The organism is Pseudomonas sp. W2I6, assembly GCF_030815935.1.
Classification (GTDB): domain Bacteria; phylum Pseudomonadota; class Gammaproteobacteria; order Pseudomonadales; family Pseudomonadaceae; genus Aquipseudomonas.
The window spans coordinates 3,833,785-3,858,372 of the sequence record NZ_JAUSXJ010000001.1; the positions used below are offsets into that span (position 1 = coordinate 3,833,785).

General features: G+C 62.0%; 23 protein-coding genes. 11 read left to right on the forward strand and 12 right to left on the reverse strand.

The window, feature by feature from the left end; genetic code table 11:
* Nucleotides 1-55: 55 nt before the first annotated feature.
* A complete protein-coding gene (locus QF039_RS17755; protein WP_003211803.1) occupies nt 56-1,285 on the reverse strand; it encodes an acyl-CoA dehydrogenase in 1,230 nt (409 codons plus the stop codon).
* 150 nt (nt 1,286-1,435) lie between these two features.
* Here QF039_RS17755 and QF039_RS17760 point away from each other — a divergent pair, with 150 nt between their 5' ends.
* The 3 genes from QF039_RS17760 to QF039_RS17770 all read left to right on the forward strand — a co-directional run bounded on the left by QF039_RS17760 (nt 1,436) and on the right by QF039_RS17770 (nt 3,743).
* Entirely contained in the window at nt 1,436-2,365 is a 930-nt protein-coding gene (locus tag QF039_RS17760; RefSeq protein ID WP_307519791.1) for a LysR family transcriptional regulator, read from the forward strand.
* Nucleotides 2,366-2,432: 67 nt separating this feature from the next.
* Complete coding sequence (locus QF039_RS17765; RefSeq protein ID WP_102369517.1) at nt 2,433-2,831, forward strand: MerR family DNA-binding transcriptional regulator; 399 nt, start codon at nt 2,433-2,435, stop codon at nt 2,829-2,831.
* Nucleotides 2,832-2,843: 12 nt separating this feature from the next.
* Nucleotides 2,844-3,743, forward strand: coding sequence for a hydroxymethylglutaryl-CoA lyase (locus tag QF039_RS17770; RefSeq protein ID WP_003211808.1), 900 nt, complete (start codon nt 2,844-2,846; stop codon nt 3,741-3,743).
* A gap of 1,287 nt (nt 3,744-5,030) precedes the next feature.
* Here QF039_RS17770 and QF039_RS17775 read toward each other — a convergent pair.
* A complete protein-coding gene (locus QF039_RS17775) occupies nt 5,031-6,662 on the reverse strand; it encodes an AMP-binding protein (protein WP_087694671.1) in 1,632 nt (543 codons plus the stop codon).
* Between the two features lie 145 nt (nt 6,663-6,807).
* On the opposite strand from QF039_RS17775, the gene QF039_RS17780 reads away from it, so the two are divergent.
* From QF039_RS17780 to QF039_RS17795, 4 genes are read left to right on the forward strand one after another with little or no spacing between them, the layout of a single operon-like run.
* Nucleotides 6,808-7,971, forward strand: a complete 1,164-nt coding sequence (locus QF039_RS17780; RefSeq protein ID WP_307519795.1) for an isovaleryl-CoA dehydrogenase — start codon at nt 6,808-6,810, stop codon at nt 7,969-7,971.
* Nucleotides 7,972-7,985: 14 nt separating this feature from the next.
* Nucleotides 7,986-9,593 carry a carboxyl transferase domain-containing protein gene (locus QF039_RS17785; protein WP_003212470.1) on the forward strand — a complete coding sequence of 536 codons (1,608 nt, stop codon included), beginning with the start codon at nt 7,986-7,988 and terminating at the stop codon, nt 9,591-9,593.
* A 15-nt stretch (nt 9,594-9,608) separates the two neighbouring features.
* Complete coding sequence (locus QF039_RS17790) at nt 9,609-10,415, forward strand: gamma-carboxygeranoyl-CoA hydratase (protein WP_307519798.1); 807 nt, start codon at nt 9,609-9,611, stop codon at nt 10,413-10,415.
* A complete protein-coding gene (locus tag QF039_RS17795; protein ID WP_307519800.1) occupies nt 10,412-12,349 on the forward strand; it encodes an acetyl/propionyl/methylcrotonyl-CoA carboxylase subunit alpha in 1,938 nt (645 codons plus the stop codon). The genes QF039_RS17790 and QF039_RS17795 overlap by 4 nt, the downstream gene beginning before the upstream one ends.
* Here the strand turns inward: QF039_RS17795 and QF039_RS17800 are convergent.
* Nucleotides 12,346-12,993 (reverse strand): LexA family transcriptional regulator, encoded by a 648-nt coding sequence (locus QF039_RS17800; RefSeq protein ID WP_177051760.1) that lies wholly within the window; start codon nt 12,991-12,993, stop codon nt 12,346-12,348. The genes QF039_RS17795 and QF039_RS17800 overlap by 4 nt on opposite strands.
* A gap of 129 nt (nt 12,994-13,122) precedes the next feature.
* Between QF039_RS17800 and QF039_RS17805 the strand changes: the two genes are divergently transcribed.
* The gene (locus tag QF039_RS17805; RefSeq protein WP_102369523.1) at nt 13,123-13,485 is read left to right on the forward strand and encodes a DUF6124 family protein; all 363 of its coding nucleotides are present in this window, start codon (nt 13,123-13,125) and stop codon (nt 13,483-13,485) included.
* Nucleotides 13,486-13,951: 466 nt separating this feature from the next.
* A complete protein-coding gene (locus QF039_RS17810; protein ID WP_003212460.1) occupies nt 13,952-15,103 on the forward strand; it encodes a M14-type cytosolic carboxypeptidase in 1,152 nt (383 codons plus the stop codon).
* A gap of 54 nt (nt 15,104-15,157) precedes the next feature.
* Here the strand turns inward: QF039_RS17810 and QF039_RS17815 are convergent, their stop codons facing one another.
* Together QF039_RS17815 and QF039_RS17820 are read right to left on the reverse strand one after the other, a co-directional pair.
* On the reverse strand, nt 15,158-15,697 hold the full coding sequence (locus QF039_RS17815; RefSeq protein WP_003212459.1) for a cytochrome b: 540 nt from the start codon (nt 15,695-15,697) through the stop codon (nt 15,158-15,160).
* Nucleotides 15,694-16,776 (reverse strand): catalase family peroxidase, encoded by a 1,083-nt coding sequence (locus tag QF039_RS17820; protein WP_307519806.1) that lies wholly within the window; start codon nt 16,774-16,776, stop codon nt 15,694-15,696. Before QF039_RS17820 ends, QF039_RS17815 begins: the two co-directional genes overlap by 4 nt.
* A 171-nt stretch (nt 16,777-16,947) precedes the next feature.
* Between QF039_RS17820 and QF039_RS17825 the strand changes: the two genes are divergently transcribed.
* Nucleotides 16,948-17,454, forward strand: coding sequence for an RNA polymerase sigma factor (locus QF039_RS17825; protein WP_003212456.1), 507 nt, complete (start codon nt 16,948-16,950; stop codon nt 17,452-17,454).
* The gene (locus QF039_RS17830; RefSeq protein ID WP_301049166.1) at nt 17,451-18,203 is read left to right on the forward strand and encodes an anti-sigma factor; all 753 of its coding nucleotides are present in this window, start codon (nt 17,451-17,453) and stop codon (nt 18,201-18,203) included. Before QF039_RS17825 ends, QF039_RS17830 begins: the two co-directional genes overlap by 4 nt.
* Here the strand turns inward: QF039_RS17830 and QF039_RS17835 are convergent.
* From QF039_RS17835 to QF039_RS17865, 7 genes are read right to left on the reverse strand one after another with little or no spacing between them, the layout of a single operon-like run.
* On the reverse strand, nt 18,200-19,183 hold the full coding sequence (locus QF039_RS17835) for a spore coat U domain-containing protein (protein ID WP_256579507.1): 984 nt from the start codon (nt 19,181-19,183) through the stop codon (nt 18,200-18,202). The genes QF039_RS17830 and QF039_RS17835 overlap by 4 nt on opposite strands.
* 16 nt (nt 19,184-19,199) lie before the next feature.
* A complete protein-coding gene (locus QF039_RS17840) occupies nt 19,200-21,593 on the reverse strand; it encodes a fimbria/pilus outer membrane usher protein (RefSeq protein ID WP_307519810.1) in 2,394 nt (797 codons plus the stop codon).
* Between the two features lie 41 nt (nt 21,594-21,634).
* A complete protein-coding gene (locus tag QF039_RS17845; protein WP_177029090.1) occupies nt 21,635-22,420 on the reverse strand; it encodes a molecular chaperone in 786 nt (261 codons plus the stop codon).
* A gap of 26 nt (nt 22,421-22,446) precedes the next feature.
* The gene (locus QF039_RS17850) at nt 22,447-22,947 is read right to left on the reverse strand and encodes a spore coat U domain-containing protein (RefSeq protein ID WP_008431486.1); all 501 of its coding nucleotides are present in this window, start codon (nt 22,945-22,947) and stop codon (nt 22,447-22,449) included.
* Between the two features lie 4 nt (nt 22,948-22,951).
* The gene (locus tag QF039_RS17855; RefSeq protein ID WP_032898768.1) at nt 22,952-23,488 is read right to left on the reverse strand and encodes a spore coat protein U domain-containing protein; all 537 of its coding nucleotides are present in this window, start codon (nt 23,486-23,488) and stop codon (nt 22,952-22,954) included.
* Nucleotides 23,489-23,506: 18 nt separating this feature from the next.
* Nucleotides 23,507-24,049, reverse strand: a complete 543-nt coding sequence (locus QF039_RS17860) for a spore coat protein U domain-containing protein (protein ID WP_177009828.1) — start codon at nt 24,047-24,049, stop codon at nt 23,507-23,509.
* Nucleotides 24,043-24,534: a spore coat U domain-containing protein gene (locus QF039_RS17865; protein ID WP_373462079.1), complete on the reverse strand. Its 492-nt coding sequence runs from the start codon at nt 24,532-24,534 to the stop codon at nt 24,043-24,045. Before QF039_RS17865 ends, QF039_RS17860 begins: the two co-directional genes overlap by 7 nt.
* Between the last annotated feature and the right edge of the window lie 54 nt (nt 24,535-24,588).

Below are 24,588 nucleotides of genomic sequence, written 5' to 3' on the forward strand. Positions count from 1 at the left end.
GTTGGCTGCATTCCCCTGTGGGAGCTGGCTTGCCTGCGATGAAGACACCTCGGTTTTACTGCCCGCTGCGCATCATTTCCCGCGGCACATACTTGCCGATCTCGAACTTGCCGATTGCTGCGCGGTGCACTTCGTCCGGGCCATCGGCCAGGCGCAGGGTGCGCTGCATGGCGTACATGTAGGCCAGCGGGAAGTCATTGGATACGCCGGCGCCACCGTGGATCTGGATGGCGCGATCGATCACCCTCAACGCCACGTTCGGCGCCACCACCTTGATCTGGGCGATTTCGCTTTTCGCGACCTTGTTGCCCACGGTGTCCATCATGTAGGCAGCTTTCAGGGTCAGCAGGCGCGCCATGTCGATTTCCATCCGCGAGTCGGCGATCTTGTCGATATTGCCACCCAGGCGGGCCAGCGGCTTGCCGAAGGCGGTACGGCTGACGGAACGCTTGCACATCAGTTCCAGCGCGCGCTCGGCCATGCCGATGGAACGCATGCAGTGGTGAATACGGCCCGGACCAAGGCGCCCCTGGGCAATTTCAAAGCCCCGGCCTTCGCCCAGCAGGACGTTTTCGTACGGCACGCGGACGTTTTCAAACAGCACTTCGGCGTGGCCATGGGGTGCGTCGTCGTAGCCGAACACCGGCAGCGGGCGCACGATCTTCACACCGGGCGCATCCACTGGTACCAGGATCATCGAGTGCTGCTGGTGACGCGGCGCATCCGGGTTGCTCAGGCCCATGAAGATCAGGATCTTGCAGCGCGGGTCACAGGCGCCGGAGGTCCACCATTTTTTACCGTTGATCACCCACTCGTCGCCGTCGCGTTCTGCACGGGCGGCCATGTTGGTGGCGTCGGAGGAAGCCACGTCCGGCTCGGTCATGGCAAATGCCGAGCGGATTTCGCCGCGCAGCAGCGGTTCGAGCCAGCGTTGTTTTTGCTCTTCGTTGGCGTAGCGCACCAGCACTTCCATGTTGCCGGTATCCGGTGCCGAGCAGTTGAACGGCTCCGGCCCCAGCAAGGAGCGGCCCATGATTTCGGCCAGGGGTGCGTATTCCAGGTTGGTGAGGCCGGCGCCCAATTCGGATTCCGGCAGGAACAGGTTCCACAGGCCTTCGGCTTTAGCCTTGAGCTTCAACTCTTCCATGATGGCGGTGGGCTGCCAGCGGTCACCTTCGGCAACCTGGCGTTCGAACACAGGCTCGGCCGGATAAACGTAGGCGTCCATAAACGCGGTGACGCGTTCACGCAGTTCCTGAACCTTGGGCGAATAGGCGAAATCCATGGGCAGCACCTTCTCAATGGAGGTTGTTGATGTCATGAATCGATGCTAGAACAGCGTTGATAATTTACCTAGCCTATTCTCGGCGTGTATTAACATTCATCACCGATATATGATCGGCGTATGGACACCTAACAATAAGAGCGCAGCGAAATGAATCTGAGCAAGGTCGACCTCAACCTCTTCATCGTCTTTGACGCGATCTACACCGAAGCCAACCTGACCCGCGCCGGGCAGATTGTCGGGATTACTCAACCTGCGGTGTCGAACGCTCTGGCCCGCCTGCGGGAGACCTTCAACGACCCGCTGTTCGTGCGCACAGCCCAAGGCATGGTGCCCACGCCCATGGCCCAGAACATCATTGGCCCGGTGCGTAACGCGCTTTCGCTGCTGCGGGTGTCGGTACAGGAAAGCCGGATCTTCAACCCGCAACAGGCGGCCAAGACCTACCGCATCAGCATGACCGACCTCACCGAAGCGGTGATTCTGCCGCCGCTGTTCCAGCGCCTGCGCCGCCTGGCACCTACGGTGGTAATCGAGAGCTTCCTGTCCAAGCGCCGGGGAACCACCAAGGAACTGGCGGCCGGTCGCCTGGACTTTGCCGTGGATGCGCCGCTCAACACCGACCCGCAAGTGCGCCACGTCAAGCTCATGGAAGACCGCTACGTGTGCGCCATGCGCAAGGGCCATCCGATGGCGGGCAAGGACAAACTGACGCTGGATGACTACCTGTCGCTGACCCACATTCATATCTCCAGCCGGCGCAACGGCCTGGGCCATGTCGACCTGGCGCTGGGCAAGATGGGCCTGCAACGCAAGATCGCCCTGCGCTCCCAGCACTACCTGATGGCCTCGCAGGTGCTGCAGCAAACCGACATGGTAATGACCGTGCCGGAGCGCTTCGCACGGCGCCATGAACTGCACTGGTTCAACCTGCCGGTGAATGATGTGCCGATGGTGGAAACCCATCTGTACTGGCATGAAAGCACCGACCAGGATCCGGCGAACCGCTGGATGCGCGAGCAGATGATCGAGTTGTGCCAGCAGGTGACGGCCCATGAGAAGAAGCTGGACAAACTGTAGGAGCGAGCTTGACGTTAACGTCAACCAGCCATTAGCTTAACGCTCAAGACACTCCTTGAGCGCCCTCATGAGCACGACCTACAGCATCTCCGACCTCGCCCGCGAGCTCGACATCACCACCCGCGCCATTCGCTTCTATGAAGAACAAGGCCTGCTGTCCCCGGAACGCCGGGGCCAGGAGCGCATTTATTCGCCCCGCGACAAAGTCAGCCTGAAGCTGATCCTGCGGGGCAAGCGCATCGGTTTTTCCCTGGCCGAGTGCCGGGAACTGATCGAACTCTACGACCCTACCAGCGGCAACCAGAAACAGCTGCACAGCATGCTGGCGAAAATCGCCGAGCGCCGCGAGCAGCTGGAACAACAGTTGCTCGACATCGAACAGATGAAGCTCGAACTGGACACCGCCGAAGAGCGTTGCATCCAGGCGCTGGAACAGACCATTCAGGGCCAGGTTGGCCATTCATAAAAGGTAGCTGCCATGTCCCTCCCCTCTCATGTGCGCCTGGTGGAAGTGGGCCCCCGCGACGGCCTGCAGAATGAAGCGCAACCCATCAGCGTCGCCGACAAGGTGCAATTGGTGGACGCCCTGAGTGCCGCCGGCCTGGGTTACATCGAAGTCGGCAGTTTTGTGTCGCCCAAATGGGTACCGCAGATGGCCGGGTCGGCCGAGGTGTTTGCGCAGATCCAGCGCAAGCCGGGCGTGACCTATGGCGCGCTGGCGCCAAACCTGCGGGGTTTTGAAGATGCACTGGCGGCGGGCGTAAAAGAAGTGGCCGTATTTGCGGCGGCTTCCGAGGCGTTTTCCCAGCGCAATATCAACTGCTCCATCAGCGAAAGCCTGGAACGCTTCGTGCCGATCATGGACGCGGCCAGGCAGCACGGTGTGAGTGTGCGGGGTTATGTGTCGTGTGTGTTGGGTTGCCCTTATGAAGGTCAGGTCGCGCCGGAACAGGTCGCGGCAGTCGCTCGCGAGCTGTTCGCCATGGGCTGCTATGAGGTGTCCCTGGGCGACACGATTGGCACCGGCACTGCAGGCGCAACACGCCGGATGTTCGAGGTGGTCGGCGCGCAGGTGCCACGGGACAAGCTGGCCGGGCACTTCCATGACACCTATGGCCAGGCCATCGCCAATATCTACGCCAGCCTTGAGGAAGGTATCCAGGTGTTCGACAGCTCTATTGCGGGCCTCGGCGGGTGCCCCTATGCCAAGGGGGCCAGCGGTAACGTTGCCACTGAAGATGTGTTGTACCTGCTCAATGGCTTGGGCATCGAGACGGGTATCGACATGGACAAGCTGATTCTGGCGGGTCAGCAGATTTGTACGGTACTCGGCCGCCCCACCGGTTCGCGCGTGGCGAAGGCTCGCAGTGCCGGTTGAGTAGTGCGCTTGTGACGATGTGTTACCTCGCGGCTACACATCGGGTAACACGGGAACATATTTTGTCGCATTTCCTGAAGGAAATTTCTCGCCCAAAAATCAAGACATTGATTTTAAAGGACTTTATAAAGTTGGCACGGCTTCTGCTATCTCTATTGCATAACAAGAATAAAAAGCACCAAACCTAATAAAAATAAGACGTAACGACTCTGACATAACAAAAACAACACGGCAGAGACGCAGCTAACAGATTTTTTTGGAGAAGATGTGCTTCGCAGGGTACGGCTTGCCGAAACCCGCAACCGGATAGAGAAGAACAAAAAACTACCTCAAGGTAGCTACCCACTGGTTGGATCGCGTGCGAAGAAGCAGATCAGCGCTCAAAAAAATACGTTTGCTCTTGACCCCGGATGGGGGTCGCCAAAAACAGCGGTAAAGGGCCACGGTTGCCAAAAACAACAATAGACCGCCCCTCAATAATAAAAAAAGAGCACGCAACGACAAATTAAAGGGGACCTTCGGGTCCCCTTTGTGCTTTCTCGGGGAAGGTGATTTGCGTGTATATCCGTTTTTTGGGTGATGGCTGAGATTGGTTCCGCTCTTACAGCGGCTCACTTTTGAACAGCGCAAAAGTAAGCAAAACGCTCTTGCCCCACCACTCGGCACCTCGCCTAGGCTCGGTGTGCCCTCACTCCGGCTTTGGAGCGTGGTTTAACGGGGCGCCCAAGATCAAGATCAAAAGCAGATCAAGAGCACAGCGGCCTCCCGGCCGGCTTGAGTGTTTAAAAGCCAAATCAAAAGCTAAAGCGGGCACGGTTCAAATGTGGGAGCGGGCTTGCTCGCGAAGGTCGTTAACGATGACGTGGGTATCCTGATTCAACGCGGCGCTCTCAGGTTTTTCGCGAGCAAGCCCGCTCCCACATAAAAGCGGCTCTGCTTTCGCTCTGGCTTTTGATCTGGCTTTTAACACTCAGATCAGCTCTCAGGCCGCCGTGCTTTTGATTTTGATCTTGCTCTGACTGCCCCAATAAGCCCGAGGCCGAACGCAGGTATTACGCAGCGGGTAAACCGGCAGGACGCCGGTTTAGCCGCGCCGGGCCATGGATGGCCCGTCGCGGCGGCCCGCGGAGTAATGCCGGAGTGAGGGCACACCGAGCCTAGGCGAGGTGCCGACAGGCGGGGCAGAGCGCTTTGGTTACTTTGCCGCTTTTTTGCAAAGTGACTCGCTGTAAGAGCGAAACCATAAGCCGCCGTTACCTAAATAACGGATAAACACCCCGCCCTCCCTCACCCCCCCTTCAACTCTTCAATCATAATTTCCCGCATCCGAAACTTCTGGATCTTCCCCGTCACCGTCATCGGAAACTCATCCACAAATTTGAAATGCTTGGGCATCTTGAAGTGCGCAATCCGCCCCTTGCACCACGTCTGCAGCTCAAGCTCATTAGCCACATGCCCCGGATGAAACTTGATCCACGCCACAATCGCCTCACCGTAACGCTCATCCGGAATCCCGATCACCTGCACATCCGCCACCGCCGGATGAGTAAAGAAAAACTCCTCCAACTCGCGCGGGTACACGTTCTCACCTCCGCGAATGATCATGTCCTTGTTACGCCCGGCGATGCACACGTACCCATGTTCATCCATGGTCGCCAGGTCGCCGGTGTGCATCCAGCCCGCCTCGTCGATAGCCTCACGAGTGCTGTCAGGATTATTCCAGTAACCGAGCATCACGCTGTAGCCCCGGGTACACAGCTCCCCTACCTGGCCCCGAGCAACCGTGTTACCGGCGTCATCGATAATCTTGCTTTCCAGCTGTGGCTGGGTCCGGCCAACCGTCGTAACACGCCGCTCAAGGTCATCATCCGGCCCGGTCTGCAACGACACCGGGCTGGTTTCCGTCATGCCATAGGCAATCTGCACCTCACTCATGTGCATCTCGCCGATAACCCGGCGCATCACCTCGATCGGACAAGTGGCGCCCGCCATGATCCCAGTGCGCAGGCGCGACAGGTCGAACTCGGCGCGGCGCGGGTGATCAAGCATGGCGATAAACATGGTAGGCACCCCGTATAGCCCGGTGGCCTGTTCTTCGGCGACGGCAGCCAGGGTCAGCAATGGGTCGAAACCGTCACTCGGGTAGATCATCGTGGTGCCATGGGTGATGCAGCCCAGGTTACCCATCACCATGCCAAAGCAGTGATACAGCGGCACCGGGATCACCAGGCGATCTTGCGCCGTCAGGCCCAGGCTTTCGCCAACCATGTAGCCGTTATTGAGGATGTTGTGGTGACTGAGGGTGGCGCCCTTGGGGAAGCCGGTGGTGCCGGAGGTGTACTGGATATTGACGGGTTGATCGAAGTGCAGGCCGGCCTGGCGGATCTGCAATTGCTCGGGCGGGACGCCTGCCCCGAGGGCCGCCAATTGCGACCAGGGCGTAAACCCCGGGGGCGGGCTGGGATCAAGGCTGATGATGCCGCGCAGGTCAGGTTGAAGCTCCTGCAACATGCCGTGGTAATCGGAGGTCTTGAACGACCCGGCGCACACCAACCACTGGCAACCGGATTGCTTGAGTACGTACTCCAATTCACTGCTGCGATACGCCGGGTTGATATTGACCAGAATCACGCCGATTTTGGCGCTGGCGACCTGGCTGATGCACCACTCGGCGCAGTTGGGGGCCCAGATGCCCAAGCGGTCGCCGGCCTGCATCCCCAAGGCCAGGAACGCACGTGCATGCAAGTCAACCGTCTCTGCCAGTTGCCGCCAGGTGTAGCGACGCTGTTGATGGCCCACGACCAAGGCTTCGCCGTCGGAGTAGCGCGAAACCGTTTGATCAAAGGCCTGGCCGATAGTCATGGCCAGCAAGGCCTTGTCCTGACAGCCGCGGCTGTAGCTCTGATTCGATTGATCCATAACGACCCCTGTTGTCTTTTTTGTAGGTTGACGTAAACGTAAACTACGATTGACAGGCCCGCAACGCAAGTTTACGTTAACGTAAAGGTGATCGCCCTCCCCGGCGTATTGGCCATACAAAAACAACGCTAGAAGGTGCCCGTCCATGAGTTACCCCTCCCTGAACTTCGCCCTCGGTGAAACCATCGACATGCTGCGCGACCAGGTGCAGTCCTTCGTGGCCAAGGAACTGGCGCCGCGCGCTGCGCAGATCGATATCGACAACCTGTTCCCCGCCGATATGTGGCGCAAGTTCGGCGATATGGGCCTGCTGGGCATCACCGTGCCGGAAGAATACGGCGGCGCCGGCCTGGGCTACCTGGCCCACGTGGTGGCCATGGAAGAAATCAGCCGGGGTTCGGCTTCGGTGGCGTTGTCCTACGGCGCGCACTCCAACCTCTGCGTCAACCAGATCAACCGCAACGGCACCCATGAGCAAAAACTCAAATACCTGCCCAAGCTGATCAGCGGCGAACACATCGGCGCACTCGCCATGAGCGAGCCGAACGCCGGCTCCGACGTGGTCTCCATGAAGCTGCGCGCCGATAAACGCGGCAGTGTGTATGTGCTCAACGGCAGCAAGACCTGGATCACCAACGGCCCTGATGCCAATACCTACGTGATCTACGCCAAGACCGACCTGGAAAAGGGTGCCCACGGCATCACCGCGTTTATCGTCGAGCGCGACTCGAAGGGCTTCAGCCGCAGCAACAAGTTCGACAAGCTCGGCATGCGCGGCTCCAACACCTGCGAGTTGTTTTTCGATGACGTCGAAGTGCCGGAAGAAAACGTCCTCGGCGCACTCAATGGCGGCGTGAAAGTGCTGATGAGCGGCCTCGATTACGAACGCGTTGTGCTGTCCGGCGGCCCGACCGGGATCATGCAGGCCTGCATGGACCTGATCGTGCCCTACATCCATGACCGCAAGCAGTTCGGCCAGAGCATCGGCGAGTTCCAGCTGATCCAGGGCAAGGTCGCCGACATGTACACCCAGCTCAACGCCAGCCGCGCCTACCTGTACGCCGTGGCCCAGGCCTGCGAGCGCGGCGAAACCACGCGCAAGGACGCCGCCGGCGTGATCCTCTACAGCGCCGAACGCGCTACCCAGATGGCCCTCGACGCGATCCAGATTCTCGGCGGCAATGGCTATATCAATGAATTCCCGGCTGGCCGTCTATTGCGTGACGCCAAGCTGTATGAAATCGGTGCCGGCACCAGTGAAATCCGGCGCATGTTGATCGGTCGCGAACTGTTTAACGAAACCCGCTGAACGGAGCGCGCACCATGGCTACCCTGCACACCCAGCTCAACCCGCGCTCGGCGGAATTCGCCGCCAACAGCGCGGCGATGCTCCAACAGGTCGACGCCCTGCATACCCTGCTCGCCCAGGTGCAGCAAGGCGGCGGCGCCAAGGCCCAGGAGCGGCATACGTCGCGGGGCAAGCTGTTGCCCCGCGAGCGGATCAATCGCTTGCTCGACCCTGGCTCGCCGTTCCTTGAACTCAGCCAGCTGGCGGCTTATCAGGTGTACGGCGAAGACGTGCCCGCTGCCGGGGTGATTGCCGGGATTGGCCGGGTGGAAGGCGTCGAATGCATGATCGTCGCCAACGACGCCACGGTGAAAGGCGGCTCGTACTACCCGCTGACCGTCAAGAAACACCTGCGCGCCCAGACCATCGCCGAGCAGAACCGCCTGCCCTGCATCTACCTGGTGGACTCCGGCGGCGCCAACCTGCCGCGTCAGGATGAAGTGTTCCCGGACCGCGAGCACTTCGGACGGATCTTCTTCAACCAGGCGAACATGAGCGCCCAGGGCATCCCGCAGATCGCAGTGGTGATGGGCTCCTGCACTGCCGGTGGCGCCTATGTACCGGCGATGGCGGACGAAGCAATCATGGTCCGCCAGCAAGCCACCATTTTCCTCGCCGGCCCGCCGCTGGTGAAGGCGGCGACCGGTGAAGTGGTCAGCGCCGAAGACCTGGGCGGTGCCGATGTGCACTGCAAGATTTCCGGGGTGGCCGACCACTATGCCGACAGCGACGAACATGCGCTGGCCCTGGCTCGGCGCAGTGTGGCCAACCTCAACTGGCGCAAGCTGGGGCAATTGCAACAACGCACGCCGCTGGCGCCGCTTTATAGCAGCGAAGAGCTGTACGGCGTGATTCCGGCCGACGCCAAGCAACCGTTCGATGTACGCGAGGTGATCGCGCGATTGGTGGACGGCTCGGTGTTCGATGAATTCAAGGCGTTGTTTGGCACCACACTGGTGTGCGGCTTTGCGCACCTGCACGGCTATCCGATTGCGATCCTGGCCAACAACGGCATCCTCTTCGCCGAGGCCGCGCAAAAAGGCGCGCACTTTATCGAACTGGCCTGCCAGCGCGGGATTCCGCTGTTGTTCCTGCAAAACATCACCGGCTTCATGGTCGGCCAGAAATACGAGGCCGGCGGCATCGCCAAGCACGGCGCCAAACTGGTGACAGCGGTAGCCTGTGCCAAGGTGCCGAAGTTCACCGTGATCATCGGCGGCAGCTTCGGCGCCGGTAACTACGGCATGTGTGGACGCGCCTACGACCCGCGCTTCTTGTGGATGTGGCCCAACGCACGCATCGGCGTGATGGGCGCCGAACAGGCCGCCGGCGTGCTGGTGCAGGTCAAGCGTGAGCAGGCCGAGCGCGCGGGCCAGGGTTTCAGCAGCGATGAGGAAGCGGCGATCAAGCAGCCGATCCTCGACCAGTACGAAACCCAGGGCCACCCCTACTACTCCAGCGCACGGCTGTGGGATGACGGCGTCATCGACCCGCTGCAGACCCGCGACGTGCTCGCCCTGGCCCTGTCCGCCGCGCTGAACGCCCCCATCGAGCCGAGCCGCTTCGGCGTGTTCCGCATGTAAATGGAGCTGCACCCCATGAGCGATTTCAACACCCTCGAACTGATCACCGACCCCCGTGGCTTTGCCACGCTGTGGCTCAGTCGTGAAGCCAAGAACAACGCGTTCAATGCCGAAATGATCCGCGAACTGATCATTGCCCTGGACCGGGTGCAAGGCGATCCGGCCCTGCGCTTTCTGGTACTGCGCGGGCGCGGCAAACACTTCAGCGCCGGCGCCGACCTGGCCTGGATGCAGCAGTCGGCCGAACTGGATTACCACACCAACCTGGACGATGCCCGAGAACTGGCTGAGCTGATGTACAACCTCGCCAAGCTGAAGATCCCGACGCTGGCGGTAGTCCAGGGCGCGGCCTACGGTGGTGCCCTGGGGTTGATCAGTTGCTGCGACATGGCGATTGGCGCCGATGATGCGCAGTTCTGCCTGTCGGAAGTGCGCATTGGCCTGGCGCCGGCGGTGATCAGCCCTTTCGTGGTGCAGGCGATCGGTGAGCGGGCTGCCCGACGCTATGCCCTCACGGCAGATCGCTTCGGCGGCCAGCGGGCGCGGGAAATCGGGTTGTTGGCGGAGAGTTATCCCGCTGATGAGTTGGACGTTCAAGTCCAATTGTGGATTGCCAATATGCTGCTCAACAGCCCGGCGGCCATGCGCGCCAGCAAGGACCTGCTACGGGAAGTCGGCCACGGTGCGCTGACGCCAGCGTTGCGTCGCTACTGCGAAAATTCCATCGCCCGGATCCGCGTCAGCGCCGAAGGCCAGGAAGGCCTGCGTGCCTTTCTGCAAAAACGCGCGCCCAACTGGCAGCCTCAGGAGCCGCGTTCATGAAGACGCTTACTACCGTATTGGTAGCCAACCGTGGCGAAATCGCCTGCCGGGTGATGCGCACCGCCAAGGCCATGGGCCTGACCACCGTGGCCGTGCACAGCGCCACCGACCGTGACGCGCGGCACACCCGCGAGGCTGATATTCGTGTGGACCTGGGCGGCAGCAAGGCCGCCGACAGTTACCTGCAAATCGACAAACTGATTGCCGCCGCCCAGGCCAGCGGCGCCCAGGCGATTCACCCGGGTTATGGGTTTCTTTCGGAGAACGCAGGGTTTGCCCGCGCCATTGAAGCCGCCGGGTTGATCTTCCTCGGCCCGCCCGCCTCGGCCATTGATGCCATGGGCAGCAAATCGGCCGCCAAGGCGTTGATGGAAACCGCCGGCGTGCCGCTGGTGCCGGGTTACCACGGCGACGCCCAGGATCTGGAGACCTTCCGCCAGGCAGCCGAGCGTATCGGTTACCCGGTGCTGCTCAAGGCAACGGCAGGCGGTGGCGGCAAGGGCATGAAAGTGGTCGAGGACGTCAGCCAACTGGCCGAAGCGTTGGCCTCGGCACAGCGTGAAGCACTGTCCTCCTTTGGCAATGCGCAGATGCTGGTGGAAAAGTATTTGCTCAAGCCGCGTCACGTGGAGATCCAGGTGTTCGCCGACCAGCACGGTCACTGCCTGTACCTCAATGAGCGCGATTGCTCGATCCAGCGCCGCCATCAAAAAGTCGTCGAAGAAGCCCCGGCGCCGGGCCTGAGTGCCGAGCAGCGCAAGGCCATGGGCGAAGCGGCCGTGCGTGCGGCCCAGGCCATCGGCTACGTGGGCGCGGGCACCGTGGAGTTTCTGCTGGACGCCCGGGGCGAGTTTTTCTTCATGGAGATGAACACCCGGCTGCAGGTGGAACACCCGGTGACCGAGGCCATCACCGGCCTGGACCTGGTGGCCTGGCAGGTTCGCGTGGCCCAGGGCGAGCCGCTGCCGATGACTCAGGAGCAAGTGCCACTGCTGGGGCATGCGATTGAAGTGCGCCTGTACGCCGAGGACCCGGCCAACGATTTTCTGCCGGCCACCGGGCACCTGGCGCTGTACCGCGAATCCACGCCAGGGCCCGGGCGCCGGGTAGACAGCGGCGTCGAACAAGGCGACAACGTGTCGCCGTTCTACGACCCGATGCTGGGCAAGCTGATTGCCTGGGGCGAAGACCGCGAACAGGCGCGCCTGCGGCTGCTAAGCATGCTCGATGAGTTTGCCGTAGGCGGGCTGAAGACCAACCTGGGCTTCTTGCGACGCATCATCGGCCATCCGGCGTTTGCCGCTGCCGAGCTCGATACCGGGTTTATCCCGCGTTATCAGGATGAGCTGCTACCTGTGCCAGGGGAGTTGAGCGATGAGTTCTGGCAGGCCGCCGGCCAGGCGTTCATGCAGACCCAACCGAGCACTGACACCCGTTCGCCCTGGGCCGACACCCGAGGTTTTCGCGCAGGCTTGCCGGGCGAGGTTTCCCTGCACCTGAGCTGCAACGGCCAGGATCGCCTGGTAATGCTGCAAGCCGGCATCAACCCGCCCCAGTTGCACGGCGAACAATTGCTGATCGAGCAGCACGGCGTGCGCCGCTCCCATCTGGCGGTACGCGAGGGCGGCAGTGTGTTTTTGCGCTGGGACGGCGAGGTGCACAGTGTCAGCCTGTTCGACCCGATTGCCGCCGTCGACGCCAGCCAGTCCCATCAGGGCGGCCTGACCGCACCGATGAACGGCAGCATCGTGCGAGTGCTGGTGGAAGTCGGGCAAACGGTTGAAGCCGGTACGCAGTTGGTGGTGCTGGAGGCCATGAAGATGGAACACAGCATTCGCGCGCCCCATGCCGGCGTGGTCAAGGCGCTGTACTGCCAGGAAGGCGAAATGGTCGGTGAAGGCAGCGCACTGGTGGAGCTGGAAGCCGCGAGTTAAAACCTCGTGACCGCCTGCGCCACCACGCCGATGATCCGGCACTCTTCACTGAACAGCATCTTCGGGTATGTAGGGTTGAGCGGAACCAGGTAAAGCTGGCCGCTCTGCCTGACCCATTTGCGCAAGATCGCCTGGGAATCAAATGCCCATTGGGCCACCACCAGTTTGCCGGGCTCGGGCTGGATGGCCGGGTCCACCAGAATCATCGTGCCTTCATTGATACTCAAGCCGCTGGGGGCGGTCATGGCGTCGCCAGTCACGCGCATCCAGAACGCCTTGCCATGGGCGTGATAGTCGCTCATCTGAAAACGAGTAACGCCGTACGGCCGAGGTTCTTCCTGCAATGGGTAGCCTCCCTTCCCTTCGCTCACCGGGTAACGGTAATTCGGGTTGTAGTGCGGCGCCGGCTGCAGTTCCTCGGCAACCGCCGCGAGCGCTTTTTCGCGAACCACCAGCGCGACCTCGAGCCCATCCAGGCCCAGCTCCTGCATCACCCGGTTCATATCGGCAAGGCTCGGCACCCGACGCTTGTTCAGCCAGTGGCCGACCCCGCCCTGAGACATGCCCAGGCGCGACGCCAGTTGGTCCTGCGTGACCTTGCGGTCTTTCATGTTGGCCTTGACCAACGCTATCCATTTATCCATGGGCCCTGACAATACGTTGTGTACTCACCACGACAATAAACAGTTTGTAGTAATCAATAAAACGCCATAAATACGATTAGTACTAATATCGATTGCAGGCTTTCGACACCCACACAGAGCACTGCCCTTATGACGACCACCCCGTATACCCTGCCCGACACCTGCGATGAAGACGAGCGGCTGTTCCTGCGCAGCAGTGGCGCCGCCCAACGCGCGCTGGACTATTACCTGAAAGAGGATGCCGCACCGCCCTCCGTTGACGACACGTTGTTCGAGGTCAAGCCCGGCATCAGCGACGAGGAGGCCCTGGTCCACGCCTCCGACCTGCTGCGCAGCGCCGCGGCCACTGCGTACGAATCGGCAAACAGCGCCCACGGCAATAGCCGGGACCTGGCGTTTTCAGTGGTCTATTTGATCGATATGGCGAAGGTGATGGTGGAGCGGTCACTGCGGCTTTCGGCGAGGGGCGCCGAACAGCCGGCCAGCCTGTAACAGGCACGCGGGAAAAATATTTCTATCCGAGGGATAAAAACATTTGACTTGCAAATGATAATGATTATTATTGGACCTAGCTGATCGCGAGATCAGTCGATAGCCCAAGAGACCTTAGGTCGGACTCTTGGAATATCTCCTCATCAGGCTAATCACGGTTTTTGACCCGGCTCTTTGGCCGGGTCTTTTTTTTGCCAGTTTTTCCCTGGCGTGACTTCAGGCTAATGAAGACTGTGTGTTGCTTGATGGCGCGCATGGTAGCAAAAGACCATCGCCAAAAGAAAGTCGATCGAGCGCTCTAGGCCGGTTCTTTCAAAAATAGCACTTGAGAATCAATCTCATAGATTCTAAGCTGCGGCGGCGTCATGGACGACGCCCCCCTCTTCACCCGCAAAAATTGCATCCAGGCTTTGCCCCGCTCCGGTGTAAAATGCCGCCACAACACTCATATTCAGGCAACCAGACTATGACCGTGGCCTTGACCTCCATCAAGATCAGCACCGACTTCGACAGTGGCAATATCCAGGTGCTCGACGCCAGTGATGCTCACCAGTTGCTGCTGGCGATAAAGCCCGATACGCGCAGCCAGCACTACCAGTGGTTCCACTTCAAGGCCGAAGGCATGCATGTGGGTCACACCCACACCTTCCGCTTGAGCAATGCCGGCCACTCGTCCTACAAGCACGCCTGGAGCGGCTACAACGCCGTGGCGTCCTACGACCATATCAACTGGTTCCGGGTACCCACCCGCTTTGATGGCGAGACGCTGCACATCACCCTCGAAACCCGTGAAAAACAGGCCTGGTTCGCCTACTTCGAACCCTACAGCCGCGAACGCCACGACTGGCTGATCGACCAGGCGCTGAACCGCGCCGGCACGCAATTGCTGGCCACCGGCAAAAGTGTCGAAGGCCGTGATATCCAACTGCTGCGCCGTGGCAAGGGCGAGGCCAACAAGCGCAAGGTCTGGATCATCGCCCAGCAGCATCCCGGCGAGCACATGGCCGAATGGTTTATGGAAGGCATCATCGAGCGCCTGCAGCAGGACGGTGACGCCGAGCTGAAAAAGCTCCTGGCCGCCGCCGACCTGTACCTGGTACCGAACATGAACCCCGATGGTGCGTTCCATGGGCATCTGCGCACCAACGCCATGGGCCAGGACCTCAACCGCGCCTGGCAGAGTGCGAGCCAGGAGATCAGCCCCGAAGTACTGTTCGTCCAGCAACAAATGGAAAAGTACGGCGTTGACCTGTTCCTGGATATCCACGGCGACGAGGAAATCCCCTATGTGTTCACCGCCGGTTGTGAAGGCAACCCGGGCTACACGCCACGTATCGAGCAGTTGGAAAAACACTTCCGCAGCCACCTGAGCAACCTCACCCGGGATTTTCAGACCGCGCATGGCTACACCCGCGATTTGCCGGGCGAAGCCAATATGACCCTGGCGTGCAACAGCGTCGGCGAGAAATTCGATTGCCTGTCGCTGACCCTGGAAATGCCCTTCAAGGACAACGACGACGCGCCCAACCCGCACACCGGCTGGTCGGGCAAACGCTCGATGCAGTTGGGCAAGGACGTGTTGAGCAGCGTGGCGGATATCGTCGGCGTATTGCGCTAAACATCCACGATCCCGGCGACGGCTGCCTCACAGCAACCGCCGCCGGGGAAGGCTTCAGTCCTTGCTGCCGGTCATGCTTTGCAACACACCGTCACGCCGGATCAAACCGTGGAACAGCGCCGCCGCCAGGTGCAACAACACCGTCAGAAACAGCAAATACGCCAGGTAACCGTGAGCCTTGCGCAACACGGCAAACAACGGCGCATTCGCCCCCACCAGCGCCGGCAACTGCACCGAACTGCTGAGCATCACCGGGTCGCCGGCCGCTGAAATCATCGCCCAGCCCAGCAGCGGCAACACCAGCATCAACGCATACAGCACCACGTGGGAGGCCTTGGCCGCCAGCACTTGCCACAGCGGCAAGTCGGCAGGCAGCGGCGGCTGGCGCGTGGAAAAACGCACCACCAGGCGCACGATCACCAGCGCCAGGATCGCAATGCCCAGCGGCTTGTGCAGGTGGATCAGCCACTCATGGCGTTCGGAAACCGAGGCCACCATGCCCGCGCCGATAAACAACATGGCGATGATCATCAACGCCATCAGCCAATGCAGCAGCCGCGCCAGCGGGGCGAAAAACCGGGGTTGGGCATTCATGGCTTCGACTCCTGAGGGGCGCTGTGCAGCTGGCTGACTTCGCTGGTGCGACGCAGGTAGGAACTGGCGTACGCCGCCGAACGGGCGGCCAGCAATGGGTCATTCGAGGCTTCGATACCGCTCGGCAGCACCAGTGGATCAAAGTTGATGTCACGGCAATCACCGTCCATTTGCGGCTGGCTGCTGTCCAGCACCAGGGTCCCGGCATTCAGCACCTTGTGCTCACCGGTCCAGGTCTTGCTGGCGTCATCCACCGGGTCGCCCGGGTTGGCCAGGGTGAGGTTCAACTGCCAGCGCAACGGCCCGGCCACCAGGCGCTGGGCCAGGTCTTTTTCGAGGAAGTCGCTGCCGGCGGGCGCCGTGGCTCCCGCAGCATCCTGGCTTTGCGGTACGACGCCCCAGCGCACGGCCTGGCGTTGGCCGCTGGCGTTTACCAGGTAAAACGCGTTGATGCCGTTATAGGTTTCAGTGGCATAGCTGGCAGACGGCTTGGCGGTCTTGACCCAGGCCAGGAACGGCGCGGTCTCGGGGTGCGCCGCGAAGAACGCCGGCATGCCTGCCGGGTTCGGCTTGCCGGTGGCCGGGTCAGGTGCGCCGGCCTTGAGCATCTCGAAGAAGGCCTCGGGCGTGCCCACCGGGAACACCGGCATGCTGTTCATCCCGGTGCGCCATTGCTGGCCGTTGGCCAAGTTGAACTGCAAGGCAAAACTGCGGATCGGCACGCTGCTGTCCGGCGCATACGGGTTGCCGCTGGGCAGCGCAAAACGCCCGATAACCGGGGTACGCGCCTCGCTGAATACCTGGGCACTGGAATACTGGCGCGCTTCGGGGCTGCTCTCGAAATAACCGGCCACGCACACGCCCTTGGCATGGTTACGCCGGTAGCCAGGGTGCAAGCCGTTGTTGGTTTCCAAGGCATTGACCAGGGTTTTGGGACGCAACCGCTGTGGGTCGAGGCTCCCGTTAACGTAGGCAAACGCCCCGGCCAAGACGGCAACCACCACGCCGATGCTGGCCAACCGAATTATCAGGCTTGCGGTGCTCAACGGCGGACGGGGCGGTGATGAGTGATCTACCATGAAATAACTCCAGGGCCCAAGGCCTTGAGTGGGTGAAACATAAGGTCGGAACACTTGGGACGAACGCCAGCGCACTCTATTCCCTGGCCTGCTGTTTATTTTTATTGGCCTGGAATAACCTTCAACGCCGGACGTCTTCCTAGTCCCAGCGTAGTGACTAGCCAGAATCCCATGCACGAACTCGACGAACAGTTACGTGAACTCATCCCCAGGTTGCGGCGCTTTGCCGTGTCCCTGACGCGTAACACCAGCAGCGCCGACGACCTGGTGCAGGCGAGCCTTGAGCGCGCGATCATCAGTTGGGCCGACAAACGCCTCGAAGGCGACTTGCGCGCCTGGCTGTTCTCGATCCTCTACCGGCAGTTCCTCGACGCCCATCGGCGCTCCCGGCGGTACACACGCATGCTGGAATTTTTCACCGGCCGCGATGATTCGCAGCCGTCGGTCGAGCGCACCGTCATCGCGCAATCGACCCTGCAAGCCTTCGACAAATTGAACACCGAACAGCGCGCTTTGCTGCTGTGGGTCTCGGTGGAAGGCTTGAGCTACAAAGAAGTCGCCGACATCCTCGAGGTGCCCGTGGGCACCGTGATGTCTCGCCTGTCGCGCGCGCGCCAGGCCCTGCGCCAGCTCAGCGACGGCGAAATCACCAGCCCTGCCCTGCGGATACTCAAATGATCAGCCTGCCTCCCAGCGAACGCGATTTGCATGCCTACGTCGATCACCAACTCCTGGACGCCGACCGCCGCCAGCTCGACACCTGGCTGGCGGCCCACCCGGACGTCGCCGCCCAGGTGCACGCCTGGCAACAGGACGCGCAGCACCTGCGGGCATCGTTGAGCGGCGCACTGCAACAACCCGCCAACCCCGAGCTGGACCCGGCCCTGATTCGCCAGCGGGTCAAGCGCCAGTCACGCCGCCATCTCGCAACCGCCGCCATGCTGTTGATTGCCGTCAGTGTCGGCGGCCTCGGCGGCTGGCAGGCCCGCCAGGCCACGCTGCTCGAGAGCATGGCGCCCATGAGCGACGCGATGCAGGCCTACCGCCTATTTGCCCAGGACGGCATCCTGCCCGCCGACTACCACGTACAAAGCGGTGGCGACATGCAAGGCTGGCTCGACCGTTATTTCAACCAGGCCTACCGCCTGCCGGACCTGAGCCAGGCCGGGTTCAAGGCGGTAAGCGGGCGCCTGCTCAGTACCGAACAAGGCGCGGCGGCCATGGTGCTGTATGAAGACCCCCAAGGGCGGCGCATCAGTTTCTATATCCGCCCGCCGGGCCCGGAAAACAAGTTCCTGCCCCGGGGCAGCCGCAGTGCCGACGGGCTGCAGGCCGAATACTGGTCGGGCGCGGGCTACAACTATGCGATGGTCAGCCCGCAGGACGCCTCGACCACACAGATGCTCAAGCAGACGATGCGGTTCTAGAAACCCACATCCAGTACCACGTTATCGACGTAGGTACCGGCCGGCGGCGTGGCCTGGTTGCTATAGATCGCCGCGTTGTAGTTGAACACCTGGCTGCCGGTGCCCAGGCCATTCCCGGGGTTCACCTCAGCCGTGGAGCTGGCGCGCCGGGCGGTGGTCACGCTGCCCCAGCGAGTGGTGGTGGCGCTTTTGAAGATGTCGTAATTGAGGAAATTGCTCCCCGAGATCATCCGCCGCTGCCCGCCCACACTCACCGGGTTCTGGCCATCGCTGATGCCCACGGTGTAGGCACTGCCCTTGGTGCAGGCAATCGTGGCTTGCCCGTTCACACTGGAAAAACCACTGATCACCGGCGCGCTGCCGAAGCTGATGTTGGGCGCGGTGATCTGACAGTCGTTGCTCACCGTCATGCTGACCGTCAGGGAGGAGGTGCCCGAGCCGGAATCCCGGAAGACACACAGCGACCCAACCCCCAGCACCGCGCAGTAGTTCCAGACCCAGGCGATGCTGAGTGTCTCCGTGTAAAGGCCGGCAGCCACGTTGCTGCCGGTGATCGATCTCAGGTAAAGCGGCAAGGTCTTCGTGCCCGGCCCGGAAACCAGGCCAACGCTTTGGGCAATGCCCGTCGCACCGAAATCGAACTGGGTGCCACGGTTGATCGGGTAACTGGTGCTGTTATTGGCGTAAATCGTATAACCGATGACATCCCCGGTAGGGCCGACCATGCCGCTGGTGGCCGAGGTGATGGTTGCATAGAAGTGATCACTCGCCGCCAGCAGCGAAATCAACGTGGCCCCGCAGTTCAAGCCAGCGTTGGTGGTGGAACTGGTCTGGGCAGCGGTGCGCACCGTCATCGAACTGATCGAGCCAAAGCTGGCCGGCGACGTAGCTCCCGGCGCCGAACACGCGGCCATTGCCTGTAGCGAAAAACCCAGGCCCGCCAGCACCAGCAGTCCAACTATCCATTCCTTGACCCGCACACCCACACTCCTTGTCTCATTGGCAAACCAGCGGCCCGATCAGCGGCACCTGCTCCTCGTTGATATCCACGTCGAACGTTGCCTGGCAGGTACGGCCCTCACCCACAGTGACTTGCAAGGTGTTGTGGGCCGCCAGGTTCTCCAGGTACACCAGGCCATCCCACCCCACCACCGCGCGCGCCCCGGTTTGCTCATGACGCACCTGGCTGCCCAGGGGCAGGTCCTGATGCCGGGCATCCACCAGGGTGATACTGGCCGCGATCACCCGGCGCACCGGGAACTCCAGCAGGTAGCCGCTGCCGCGCCGCACCGCCACGCGCTGCTCGACATTCGGGGTCTGCACGTTGACCGGCAGGTTCAGCGGGTCGATTTCATACTTGCCGCGGTAGTACGCGCTGCTCCACGGCACCAGCAAGTGCCCGTTGCGGTCGGTTTCACCCACCAGCTGGTTTTCATAAAGCACCGGCACCCCGGAATAGCCGTCGGTGCTCACCACCACAAACGCGTCATTGACCTGGTTGGCCGTGAACACCTGATTGTCCATCCACACCAGCGAGCCACTGGCATCCGCCCAACGGGTCTCGGCGTCACTGCTGCCGTACACGCCCGCCTGCAATTGCACCGACTGCATGCGCCAGGTCAGGTCGGCCTGTCGATAGGCCGGGCCGTCGCCACTGGCATACCCCAAGTTGTAGCCCACGCCGCCCTCGGACGGCACCGCCCGGCTGTAGTTGACCCGCTGGCGACTTTCGCCGGCCTGGCTGCGCTCGTTGCTCAAGGCCAGGCTCCCGTAGACGTCGAACGGGATCACAAGTTGCGCCTGCATGGCCCAGTTGCTGTCACCGACCTCACGGTTGGCCGACAGATAGAAACTGGTGTTGCGCCACAGCTGTTTGCTCCAGGTGAGGTTCATCAGCCGGGTGCGGGAGTCATCGGCCGCCTGTACATCGAAATAGCCGGCACCGATGCTGCCGAAATCGTTGAGGTTCAGGCTCAGGGTCACCTGCTCGCTGCGCTTGCTGAGGCTCGCATAAGGCGTGTCGACCAGGGTCAGGTCGGCGTATTGGTCGCGGCGTTCTACTCGCTGGTATGACAGGCTGTAGCGCTGGTTGCTGTATTGATAACCGAAGCTCAGTTGCTGGCCGGTCTCGCCATCAAACTGGCTTTGGCTGAGGGCGGTATTGAGCACCCCGAAGTTGCCCAGCCGCACGTTGCCGCCGAGCCCGCCCAGGGTCAGGTCGCCTGAGGCTTCGGCATGGCTTTCCAGGGTGAAGTAGTCCGACACCCCGTAACGAAACGTGCCGCTGGCCACGCCCGGCCCGTAGCCAAAATCCCGAATGGTGTAGTCGCGGCGCAAATTACCGGCCGCCACGGAAAAATCCGACAGCCCTTTTTGCAACAACGTACTGGTGACGTAGAACGGCACGGTGGTCGACACCTGCCGGCCCAGGGCATCGGTGGTGACCACCACCGCTTCGCCGGCGCCGTTGATAAACGGCACGTTGGTCAAGGTGTAAGGGCCCGGCTGCAGATCTGCGCTGCTGGATTTGTAGCCATTGATGAACAGGTCCACCGACGACGGCACCGCCGCCTCCCCGGCAAATTGTGGCAAGGGGTAAGTCACCAGGTCCGGGCGTACGCCGAAATCCCGCGACACTTGCACCCCGCCCAGGCGTACCGAACTGCTCCACGGCAATGCGCTGCTGATCACGTCGCCCGCCTCGTAGGTCAGCAGGCGCTCATCGTCGGAAAAGCGCCAGGTGGTGTCATAGCGCCGGTAGCCATTGTTCAACGTGCTGCCGCTGGCCTGGCCGCCAAAGGTGGTGCGGTATTGGCCGGTATTGGACAAGGTGCCCCAGGTATCGAACAGCCGCACTTCGTTGAAAATGCCCAGGTATGTGCCGGCGTCATCGGTGTCGTTCAGGTAAGCGTCATAGTTGAGCAACGCACCAAAACTGGTGAGTGCCTGGGCGCGCGGGTAGTTGTTGCGGCTGCCGATGAACTGCGCCGGCAACCACGCCGGCGGTACCGTCAACATGAGGCGCTGGCCCTGGCTGTCGTAATCGGTGTGCAGGCCCGGCAGGTGGTCCAGCGCGACCTCGGTGGTGATCTCGGCCGGCAGCTTCATGCCCACGTCCCGCAAGGTGGCCGCCGGCACAAACAGGCCGCCGGCGCGCTGATCCACGGCCACCACCCGGCCAGTGTCCATCTGGTTGACCACCAGTTCGAGGAACAACTGTGCATCGGCAACAGCCTCCATGTTGCTGGGCGGCGGCGGCAACGGCGCGGCCACGCCAAGCGGCGCAAGCACCAGGCCCGACAGGCCGCCCACCACCCACACCGATCGCCATCGACTACGAGCCTGACCATGGCTCACCAAGGCATTGTGTCCATCAATGGACATCTCCATCCGTTAAGACCAAGGGCTGCTCCATGCCCTATTCCATTGCGTTACCGTCCCGGCGCAAGGTTCTCCAGTTGCGTTGCGCCATTGACTCGCACCTGCAGCGGCTGATCGCCCGCGACACCTTGTGGCACCGGCCAGCGCATGGTTGCGCCCGGCAGCACATAGCCGAGCAGGCCGTCAACCAGCGGCCGGGTCTGCCCGCCCTGCTTGAACGCCACATCGGTGAGCCGCGCGTGCACCGCGCCCTGGTTGCGCATCTCCACATAGTTGCGCCCGCCGACGGTGACTTTTTTCCAGCTCAGGTCAGGCTTGCCCGCGCCCTTGGGGTCGCGCTGGCGTGTCGCATCTTCCTTGCTCCACAGGCCTGCGCCGTAGGCGAACAACGGCACCGAATAACGCATCTGAAAGCGGATGGCGGCGGCCGTCTTGCCATCGGCTGCGGGGGTTTCAGGGGTGGCGGCGGGGATTTCGTCGATGATGATCCGATAGGCCAACTCCTGGCCCGGCGGCACTTCCCGGGTCCGGGTCAGGCGCACCAATTGCTTCTGCCCCGGTTCGATCTTCGCCACCGGCGGGCTGCCGATCACGTCGCGCTGGTTCTGGTACTGCTCGTCAAACCCGCCCTGGCTCCAGGCAAATACCCGGATCTGCAGGTTGGCAGTCTCTGTACCGCGGTTCTCCAACCACAAGGCGCTGGCCTGTTGATCGGCCTCCAGCACCGGGTCAATGGGCCAGATCAGCACCGAACTGGCAGCCTGGACCTGCCCACCGCCCAACGCCACCAGACCGATAAAACCCGCAACCCAATACCGCCGGGAAGCTGCAAACATAGATTCCACTCCTCATGCCAATCGCCTTACCAGGACAGCTGCACCTGCAGCACATCGCTGTACGTCCCCCCAGGCTGATTACCCGGTAACACCACCCGGCCGTAAATCGGCAGGGTTATATTGTTCGCGTTGCTGTAGGCCACGCTGACGCTTTGACTGATCCCCAGGCTCTGGCTCAGGGCCGCGTCCTGAAACAGCTGGTACGCCACTTGAGCACTGCCGCTATTGAGCTGCATGTGCCGGCCACTGGCGTTGTACAAGCCGCCGTTGACGCTCATGTTCAAGGTGACTCCCGGGGTGCATTGCAGCGTTACCCCGCTGCTCAGCGCCACCGACACCGTGCTGGTGGACAACGACGAATAGCTGCCGAACGCCAGGCTGCCGTAGTTCGTGCCGCCGCCCACCACCAGGCAGCCTGCGGCAATCGTCGCGCTGACCTGGATCGTCTGGCTGGTCACCGCCAGCAACGACAACGGCATCCCCCAACCCGTGATGACCGCCAGCGTCGCCCAGCAGGCCCGCTTCATGGCACTAGAACGTCAGTTGCACGGACACCGTGTCGGTGTAGGTACCCGCCGGCAGACCTGCCTTGCCCACGGCCTGGCCGTAGATGTTCACGGTTTGCGCAACGCCCGTGCTCGCGCCTACGTTGATGGTTCCGTTGATCGCCAGGAGCGTCGAATGCCCGGTGTCGGTGTAGAAGTCATACGGCACATAGTTGGCCACGCCGTCGTACAGCGCCCGGGTGCCGCCCGTGGACTGGCCGTCATGGGAGCCCGCGCCCACGGTGATCACCGGCGAGGTGCCCGAGGAACACTGGATCGACAACGCGCCTCCACCGCCACCCAGCACCTGGCCGGACTGCGTGGTGAACTGGCTGTTGGTGGTACCGAAATTGATCGTACCGAAGTTCAAACCGGTGGTGCCGCCCACGCCGTTGACCAGGCAACTGTTGGTCAGGATCAGCGTGGAGCTGATCTGCCCGGTGACCGTCGTAGCCGCCTGGGCACCCGATACCCAGGCCAGTGCGACCAATGGGAGAACTGCTTTAGATACAAGTGCATGCATGATGTCCATCCTCATGAATTACCAATCCAGAGTCACCGTCAGGGTGTCTGTGTAGATGCCGGCCGGTAGGGCCCTGGTATTCGCCACCACCGAGCCGAATACCGGGATCGGTACCTGTGCGCCCTTGGTCACGACGAAATTGCGTTGCTGGCCGATGCTGTAGGTGCTTCGGCCCGCAGGATCGGCCGACAGCCGATACGGTATGGTTTGCCGGCCATTGCTCAAGCGCCGGGTGACGCCGTCGCCGTGGGCGCCGCCGTCGATGGTCACGGTGAAACTGCTCACCACCGACGGGTTGCAGGACACCGCCAGCGCGGCCTTGTCGCTATCACTGATGCCGGCGCCCAGGCCCTTGTCCCAGGTGGGTCCGTGGCTGCCGAAATCCAGCAAGGCCGAGCCGCCATCCGGGCTCACCGGCGCGCTGTCGTTGCCTTTGCTTACCTGGCAACTGGCAGTGATCACCAGCCGTGCGTGAATCTGCCCGGCGACCGCCGCCTGGGCGTCCTCGGCCAGGAGCAACAGGCCGCCCAGCGCGATGCAGGCCAGGGCGCGGCTTACCATGTCACCGTCACTTTGAGCAGGTCGGAATAACGCCCCACGGCCGGTATTTCCTTGAGCGGCTCGATGCGTCCATAAAGTGGCAAGTCCACCGTGCCGGAATCGGGCACGCGGCCGCTCAACGGTACGTCCACGGCCAAGGGGATGCGGCGTGCGGCATCGGCATAAATTCGATAGGGAATCGGTTTGATCGAGGGGGCAGCAGCGCCCAGGTAACGTACTTCGCCGGTGCCGCCATGCAGGCCGCCGTCGACACGCATCTGATAAGGCGTATCCGGGTTGCACTCCAGGCGTGGCTGGCGCTGGCTGATCAAGGCTGCACTCAACGGGCCTGCCGGGTCATCCAGCCGGGAGCCGCTGCCGAAATCCAGTACGCCGAGCTGCTCGATCCCTGCTTCACGCGTGGTGCCGACCAACTGGCACCCCCGCTGCACGTCGATACGCACCTCAACCTGGAGCTGTGCACCATAAACCGTGTTGCAGAGCATCGCGCTCATGATTGCCAAGACTGCGTGTCCCTTCACTGCCCCAAATCCTTATAC

Excerpts from the sequence above, each read along its gene's own strand:
- QF039_RS17755 (WP_003211803.1), bottom strand. The coding sequence starts at position 1,285 with ATGGATTTCGCCTATTCGCCCAAGGTTCAGGAACTGCGTGAACGCGTC.
- QF039_RS17760 (WP_307519791.1), top strand. The coding sequence starts at position 1,436 with ATGAATCTGAGCAAGGTCGACCTCAACCTCTTCATCGTCTTTGACGCG.
- QF039_RS17765 (WP_102369517.1), top strand. The coding sequence starts at position 2,433 with ATGAGCACGACCTACAGCATCTCCGACCTCGCCCGCGAGCTCGACATC.
- QF039_RS17770 (WP_003211808.1), top strand. The coding sequence starts at position 2,844 with ATGTCCCTCCCCTCTCATGTGCGCCTGGTGGAAGTGGGCCCCCGCGAC.
- QF039_RS17775 (WP_087694671.1), bottom strand. The coding sequence starts at position 6,662 with ATGGATCAATCGAATCAGAGCTACAGCCGCGGCTGTCAGGACAAGGCC.
- QF039_RS17780 (WP_307519795.1), top strand. The coding sequence starts at position 6,808 with ATGAGTTACCCCTCCCTGAACTTCGCCCTCGGTGAAACCATCGACATG.
- QF039_RS17785 (WP_003212470.1), top strand. The coding sequence starts at position 7,986 with ATGGCTACCCTGCACACCCAGCTCAACCCGCGCTCGGCGGAATTCGCC.
- QF039_RS17790 (WP_307519798.1), top strand. The coding sequence starts at position 9,609 with ATGAGCGATTTCAACACCCTCGAACTGATCACCGACCCCCGTGGCTTT.
- QF039_RS17795 (WP_307519800.1), top strand. The coding sequence starts at position 10,412 with ATGAAGACGCTTACTACCGTATTGGTAGCCAACCGTGGCGAAATCGCC.
- QF039_RS17800 (WP_177051760.1), bottom strand. The coding sequence starts at position 12,993 with ATGGATAAATGGATAGCGTTGGTCAAGGCCAACATGAAAGACCGCAAG.
- QF039_RS17805 (WP_102369523.1), top strand. The coding sequence starts at position 13,123 with ATGACGACCACCCCGTATACCCTGCCCGACACCTGCGATGAAGACGAG.
- QF039_RS17810 (WP_003212460.1), top strand. The coding sequence starts at position 13,952 with ATGACCGTGGCCTTGACCTCCATCAAGATCAGCACCGACTTCGACAGT.
- QF039_RS17815 (WP_003212459.1), bottom strand. The coding sequence starts at position 15,697 with ATGAATGCCCAACCCCGGTTTTTCGCCCCGCTGGCGCGGCTGCTGCAT.
- QF039_RS17820 (WP_307519806.1), bottom strand. The coding sequence starts at position 16,776 with ATGGTAGATCACTCATCACCGCCCCGTCCGCCGTTGAGCACCGCAAGC.
- QF039_RS17825 (WP_003212456.1), top strand. The coding sequence starts at position 16,948 with ATGCACGAACTCGACGAACAGTTACGTGAACTCATCCCCAGGTTGCGG.
- QF039_RS17830 (WP_301049166.1), top strand. The coding sequence starts at position 17,451 with ATGATCAGCCTGCCTCCCAGCGAACGCGATTTGCATGCCTACGTCGAT.
- QF039_RS17840 (WP_307519810.1), bottom strand. The coding sequence starts at position 21,593 with ATGGAGATGTCCATTGATGGACACAATGCCTTGGTGAGCCATGGTCAG.
- QF039_RS17845 (WP_177029090.1), bottom strand. The coding sequence starts at position 22,420 with ATGTTTGCAGCTTCCCGGCGGTATTGGGTTGCGGGTTTTATCGGTCTG.
- QF039_RS17850 (WP_008431486.1), bottom strand. The coding sequence starts at position 22,947 with ATGAAGCGGGCCTGCTGGGCGACGCTGGCGGTCATCACGGGTTGGGGG.
- QF039_RS17855 (WP_032898768.1), bottom strand. The coding sequence starts at position 23,488 with ATGCATGCACTTGTATCTAAAGCAGTTCTCCCATTGGTCGCACTGGCC.
- QF039_RS17860 (WP_177009828.1), bottom strand. The coding sequence starts at position 24,049 with ATGGTAAGCCGCGCCCTGGCCTGCATCGCGCTGGGCGGCCTGTTGCTC.
- QF039_RS17865 (WP_373462079.1), bottom strand. The coding sequence starts at position 24,534 with ATGCTCTGCAACACGGTTTATGGTGCACAGCTCCAGGTTGAGGTGCGT.